A 6,514-nucleotide genomic window follows, 5' to 3' on the forward strand; every position below is an offset into this window, starting at 1 on the left:
ACTCATCCCGCTCGTCTCCTTGGAGCGTTTCAAAAATAAAATCCGACTCGCCAATATTCAATTGGCGCAACTTGATTTGAGGATGCAGCCGTCCATATCGCTCCAAAAACGCATCCTCAAATACCTGACTAGCATCCACCACCAGCAAACCCCGCGCCTCACACAGCATATAAAACTGCGTCGCACTACCCCGCTCGTCAAAATACAACAGATCGATTTCCGACTGCCCTAATCGCTTTGCCTCCTCAAAATACCGCTTCAAATTCATCGGCCCTTGATTCGTCTCAAATGGAATCAAATCCGACACCGATTGAAAGAACGTATCATCCCGCAGAGCCATCCCCTTGAGGTGGTAATGGTGCCAATCGCACAACCTTTGAAACTTGCCCTCATCCGATTTCGATAGTGCCATCAAATGTTGGATTACCGCCTCGCCTAACTGTGCCTTGATTTCCTTCTGGACGGCATCTTGCTGGATCGCATCCCGCGAAGCCGTCAAAGTCAATGCCGAAGAATCGATAATCCCCCGCACGAACTTTGCCCAAGCAGGCAACATATCGCGATTGCCCTCCATCACAAACATCCGCGACTGGTAAATATCCACCAACCCCGTCGTATTCACATCAGGAATCCGATTATCTGATATATACAGCACCCCATCTACCTTATAAGGATGGGTAATATGAATCGGAATCGTTGATAGCGGGTTATCTGGAAACCGTCGCGCCACAAAAATCGATAGTTCCACCAATTCTTCTTTGGGATTGTCATAATGCTTGTGCCACGGTGCATTCACCGCATTCGCTGGAGCCTCATCATCATTGACGTAGATCCCCACAGGCAGAAAATCCGCATACTTGCGAATCGCCTTCCGCAAATCCTCTAAATTCAGCATGTCACGATATTTATCGTTCACATACAGCGTCACCGCCGAACCAGCCGATTCTTTTTCTCCTGGCTGTAAGTTGTAAGTTTTTTCACCATTGCTTTCCCAACGCCAAGCCGGATGATTAGCCTGCCACGATCGAGTTTCTACCACCACGCGATCTGCGACAATAAACGCCGACAGCAATCCGATCCCAAACTGCCCGATCACCGTCACATCCGTCGCATTCCGTCCTTGCCGGATTAACTCCTGCCGAAACGCATCCGTACCACTGCGCCCGATTGTCGAAAGATACTCGCGCACCTCCTGCTCTGTCATCCCCGCCCCATTGTCCGTAAACGTAATTGTCCCCGCGATGCGATCTACATAAACCCGAATCTCTCCCTGCTGTGAAACCTCTGTATTTAGCTCCTTCCGCCGCTTCACCGAGTCGTGAGCATTTTGCAGCATCTCCCGCACAAAGACATCCGCCTCAGCATAGAGGTTCTTTGCCAATAATTTGATTAAGCCCTGGAGATCGATCTGAAACTCGCTCTGCTGTAATGCTGGATCGATGGGTTGGTTTGAAGCTGACGAGAAGGACTTCGGTGACATGGCAATCTAGGCTGGATTTTGCTTGGATGTATCGAAAAGCATTATTGCTCTATTATTAAAGATTCCCTGAAGTACGATCGAAATTCAATTTTGAGATCGAGATCGATCGCCAACTCGATTTCCCACTACTAGAGATATGCAAACACCCACACCACTCCATTCAGAATCGACCGCCGTCCAAAGCTATCTCACCGCGCTCCAAACTGTCATTACCCGCATGGCAACCAATAGCTCCAACTGCAAAACCCTTTGCGTCACGATCGTGGCTGCAATTTTGGTCGTCGTCGCTGATAAAGGTAAAACTAGCTTCACGTTCGTCGCACTCTTGCCCATCTTGGCACTCTGCTTCCTCGATGCCTATTACTTGGGACTAGAACAAGGGTTTCGACATACCTACAACGCATTTGTGGCAAAATTACGCGATAGCAACGCAACGGTTGCAGATCTTTATGTCATTGTTGCTAAAAACAATGTCGATTCACAAGACAAATTCAACCCCGTGATGGCTACGGTTGGAGGTTTTCTCTCGTTTGCTGTTTGGCCTTTTTACGCAACCCTCACCGCGATTCTGCTGCTTGGATATTTTTTCGTCTTCCAGCACTAACGATTACCTCCGGTAGGCTATACGCCAACGAACCGGCTGCTAAATGTCCTGAATTTGTCCGTCAAGTTGTGGCAGTTGAATCGCCACCTGTAGATGTGGATTTGTTAGCATCGCTGATTGAGGAAGTCGATCTAGCGGAAGATGATGAGAACTTAATCGAGCGAATTAGTTAGACTCGATCGAGTGGCGAAAGATACTATCAACAAACATGGATACTTGCAGTCATCTTCAAACTATGAAACAGAGCAAAAAATATTTGAAGTATTTGAAGATACAATGATGGTAACCATAGAATGAGTACTTTAAATATAAAAATACTATGAGTAGAACCTATAGAGTCGATACTAGTAAGATTAAAATTTATCCATATCGTCACAATCCTTTGAGAGATTTTTGTCAAGCCGAGTCAAAATATCACTTGCTAGAAAATCGAACTTTAGGATACAACCCCAGATCGAGACATCTGTTAAGTACATCGCATCTAACGTCAGCTTGGGATGATGTCTACAAAGGAGTATTTGCAGATAAGTGGGCTAGAAAAAGAATCCCTGGAAAAGTCCACAGTAATTACAGGTAACGATTAGCTCGAACAATAATCATGATCGATAATCCCATGAACTGGCTTGCTCATATTTTATTGTCAGAACCAAACGTTGAGAATCGATTGGGTAACTTACTTGGCGATCTGGTTAAAGGTAGAGATTTAGATAGACTCAATTATGAATTAAGGCGAGGTGTGGCTCGACATTACGCCATTGACAAATTTACAGACAATCATGCTACTGTCAGAACCAGCAAGCAGAGGATCGACCGAGAGTACGGTAAATTTGCAGGCATATTAATCGATGTTTTCTATGACCACCTATTAGTGAAGAATTGGGATTTATATAGCGATCGATCTTTTGCTGACTTTACCAGTGAGATCTACAACTCATTTCAGAACTACCCAGGCGAGATCCCGCAGGTGGCAAAAGAAGTCATCGAACGGATGATAGACGGCGATTGGTTGAGCAGCTATCGAGATTTAGCTGGCGTGGAACATGCCTTGAACAGAATCGATGTTCGGATTCAAGCCAGAATGGGTGACAGAATCAAACTAGCCACTGCGATGCCAATCCTCGAACGTGAATATAGTAATCTCGATCGAGATTTTAATGCCTTCTTCCCAGAACTCCAAGCTCATCTCTCCACCTGGCAACATCCAGAATTCCCAGCTCGATCGCGAGTAGGATAATTACGAGCTAAAAAGGGAGCGAGTTTAACTTTGTAAACTCGCTCCCTTTAATTAAATATTTTTTGGCTCGATCTAGACCATCATTCGATCGCATAAATAATCCGAATGACAGCCTAAGTCGCCCATGTAAATAGTTGCGCTTAGCGGATGCTAGGATCGCGGTAGACTGGGGCATCATCGCGACGGGTGGTATTGTGAGTTTCCTCTTTGCGACGGCCAAATAGTCCAAATAAGCCTAGCAGACCACTCAATCCCCAGAGACCGGGATTGTAATTATTATCATTTTTTTCGTAAGTCGTGGTCGTAGTGCCTTGAGTGCCTGTGCCTGTGCTTGTGCTAGGTGTCGTTACTTGGGCAGCAGCAGGCGAACTCATAGAGATGACAGAAATACTAGTGGCAAGGATGCCAGCACTGATGAACTCGATCCAGGGTGATTTTTTCATTGTTTAGAACTCCTTCAGGTAGCTAGGGTGGTTTCGCAGTTGTCAGCTAAAAATCGATTGCCACCGATTTAAGTTATTGACTTGACTCCTTACTACTTTATCTGAGGTAGCTATTAAGTAACTCTGTCTTAAGTACCATCTATATAAATGCGAGGTAGTCCTAAAGATGTAAGGATAGAGATTCAACTCTCACCTCCCGAGCAGCAGGTGGCAATCGAATCATATAATTTAGCTCTGGATGTCCGATTTACCCATTCGTTGGCGTTGGCGAAGCGTCTGCCTCAGCAGCAACAGAATCGATGACTGAATTACCACTGATTTTAGCGGGGCCGATTCTGCGGCAGACGACGGCGGAGTCAGTCACTGTTTGGGTGGCTGTGCGAGCCGTTTGTCAGGTCACGCTGGCGGTTTTCGCCACAGCAGAGAATGGCGATCGCATTGGCGATTTGCTACTGTCAGGCTGTCGGGAGACGATCGCCATCGGCGCACACCTGCATATCGTTGCGGTTACGGCGATGGCAAATCGGGATGGTGAAATATTAACAGCCGATCGAGTCTATGCCTACGATCTGACATTTTGTGCGCGGGATAATGTCATGGAAGATGGGGTCTATCCTCGATCGCTCCAGCAGGCACTAGCCGCTCCAGATCTGCCGAATGCGAATATTAGCTATTTTGCACATCAGTATCCAACCTTTGTGCTGCCAGCCGATCGACTGACAGATCTGCGGATCGTGCATGGTTCCTGCCGCAAACCTCACGGTGATGGCTTTGATGCCTTACCAATGCTCGATCGACTCCTCGCGGCATCAGCACGCATCCCGTCACAACGTCCTCAGCAACTCTTATTTACAGGCGATCAAATTTATGGCGATGATGTCGCCGATCCGCTGTTTTGGGTGGCTAGTAGCCTCAGCGAGCAGTTGCTGGGATGGACAGAACCATTGCCGTCCGAACAGCTCACAGGCGATCGAGCTGAGGTCGCCACCGATCGAGCTGGCTTTACGGCTGGATTAAACGGTCGCCATCACAAGGTAGTCAATCATCTATTTAGTTTGGGTGAATATGCCGCAATCTATCTGCTGGGCTGGTCGCCAGCCTGTTGGCCGCAAACTTTTCCGGTTGGTAGTGCGATCTCACCCGATCGACAAGCCGCCCAACGGTGGGATCGGCAAGTGCGGCAGCTAACCCAATTTCGCGACGGCTTGGAGCAAGTGCGTCGAGCCTTGGCCAATATCCCGCTGTATACGATCTTTGACGACCATGAAGTTAGTGACGATTGGAATCTCAATCAAGCTTGGTGTCTGCGGGTGCTGGGTCGATCTTTGGGCAGACATGTCGTCCAAAATGCGCTGCTAGCTTATGCAATATTTCAAGGTTGGGGCAATACACCCGATCGATTTACAGCGGGAACGGCAGGGGCGAAACTCTTGGCTGCCGCTCAAACTTGGTCGGCGAGTGGCGGCACAGATCCAACCGCACACGCTGAGATCGCCCGACTAGTGGGCATACCCCAGTGCGACTTGGCGGGATTGCCCAAATTTGTACGGGATGGGGCAGTCTCGATCCTCGATCGCGATCCTGAGGCGATCGCGTGGCACTATTCGATCGAGAGTAATTGCCACGAAATCTTAGTTTTAGATACCCGCACCTGGCGCGGTTACGATCTCACTCGATCGCCGATCGACCCGCCGATGTTATTATCCCCTACCGCCTTCGATCGTCAATTAACCCAGCCACTCCAAGCCAGCTCTCCCACCGCCGCATCCAGACAAACATTTATCGTCGCGCCGACCAATCTATTTAGTTTAGAGATTATCGATTGCATCCATCACTACTCACTCGATCGATATGCCGCAGATCCGCCACCTCACGCCCGGATCTTTGGGAGCGATGTTGGCGATAGCTGGAATATCAATACCCGCGCCCTAGCGCAACTGCAAACCACTCTCTTTGCCCATCGAGATCGCCTTGTGGTGCTATCTGGGGATATTCATGCCGGTACCGTGGCGCGCTTATCCCACCATCAGTTTGCCAGCAACTCCACCTCCACCCTCGTGCAATTAACCGCCAGTGCCTTCAAAAATGAGGAAGCCAAGACGAGACTGGCGCACACGCGGCTAAAGGATTGGTTATTAGCCGAACCAACCCGCCACTCGATCGGCTGGAACCACCCACCCCAAATGTTGCCATTCCGCCGATCTCGGACATCTCGATCCGATATCCCCCATCCTCACGACTGGAGCTGTACCCTCGAATGGCTGCCTCGCCATCGGGCAACACTACCAGCGATTCTCCAAAGGAGAGGCTACGCCAACGAGAACGCACCGCAATCGATCGATCGACCCGTTTCCGCTCCTGGCACTTCTAAAAATTTCCAACTCCACCAATGGCTCCACCGATTGCCGTGGTGGAACTCTCGCTGGTTTCAAGAGGGTCGAGAAGTCGTAGGTTTAAACAATCTGGCAGTAGTGCAGTTTCAAGACGCGACGATCGTCCAAGATCTCTATTGGCGATCGCCATGGCTGCCAAATCAAATCGTTTTCAGTCGATTTGTCGCTTAGTTGATAATTGATAATTGATAATTGATAGTCGATCGCGTTGCAATCTGGATAGGAATCCAAAAACCATCCCAATTCACACTCCTCCCCCTTTGCGCCCTTTGCGGTACCCACTAACAACCTCCCCCAACACCAAAAACCTTTGCGACCTTCGCGTTAAAAATCTTCTCCCCAGATCTGTAGGTTGGGTTG

At 48.7% G+C, this 6,514-nt stretch carries 5 protein-coding genes; 3 read left to right on the top strand and 2 right to left on the bottom strand.

Going from position 1 to position 6,514, the window contains the following annotated elements:
* On the bottom strand, window positions 1–1,480 hold a 1,480-nt coding region (locus RMO84_RS12130; RefSeq protein WP_310488715.1), incomplete at its 3' end, for an ATP-binding protein.
* 136 nt (window positions 1,481–1,616) lie between these two features.
* Here RMO84_RS12130 and RMO84_RS12135 point away from each other — a divergent pair.
* Both RMO84_RS12135 and RMO84_RS12140 read left to right on the top strand, forming a co-directional pair.
* Window positions 1,617–2,084 (top strand): hypothetical protein, encoded by a 468-nt coding sequence (locus RMO84_RS12135; RefSeq protein WP_310488716.1) that lies wholly within the window; start codon window positions 1,617–1,619, stop codon window positions 2,082–2,084.
* Window positions 2,085–2,697: 613 nt separating this feature from the next.
* On the top strand, window positions 2,698–3,318 hold the full coding sequence (locus tag RMO84_RS12140; RefSeq protein ID WP_310488717.1) for an acyl carrier protein phosphodiesterase: 621 nt from the start codon (window positions 2,698–2,700) through the stop codon (window positions 3,316–3,318).
* A 140-nt stretch (window positions 3,319–3,458) separates the two neighbouring features.
* Here the strand turns inward: RMO84_RS12140 and RMO84_RS12145 are convergent, their stop codons facing one another.
* Window positions 3,459–3,761, bottom strand: a complete 303-nt coding sequence (locus RMO84_RS12145) for a WGxxGxxG family protein (RefSeq protein ID WP_310488718.1) — start codon at window positions 3,759–3,761, stop codon at window positions 3,459–3,461.
* Window positions 3,762–4,060: 299 nt separating this feature from the next.
* On the opposite strand from RMO84_RS12145, the gene RMO84_RS12150 reads away from it, so the two are divergent.
* Window positions 4,061–6,325, top strand: a complete 2,265-nt coding sequence (locus tag RMO84_RS12150; RefSeq protein ID WP_310488719.1) for a PhoD-like phosphatase — start codon at window positions 4,061–4,063, stop codon at window positions 6,323–6,325.
* Window positions 6,326–6,514: the final 189 nt, after the last annotated feature.

It is taken from the genome of Chamaesiphon sp. VAR_69_metabat_338 (genome assembly GCF_031423935.1).
Classification (GTDB): Bacteria; Cyanobacteriota; Cyanobacteriia; order Cyanobacteriales; family Chamaesiphonaceae; genus Chamaesiphon.

Coding starts and splice junctions, on each gene's coding strand:
- RMO84_RS12135 (WP_310488716.1), top strand. CDS start 1,617: ATGCAAACACCCACACCACTCCATTCAGAATCGACCGCCGTCCAAAGC.
- RMO84_RS12140 (WP_310488717.1), top strand. CDS start 2,698: ATGAACTGGCTTGCTCATATTTTATTGTCAGAACCAAACGTTGAGAAT.
- RMO84_RS12145 (WP_310488718.1), bottom strand. CDS start 3,761: ATGAAAAAATCACCCTGGATCGAGTTCATCAGTGCTGGCATCCTTGCC.
- RMO84_RS12150 (WP_310488719.1), top strand. CDS start 4,061: ATGACTGAATTACCACTGATTTTAGCGGGGCCGATTCTGCGGCAGACG.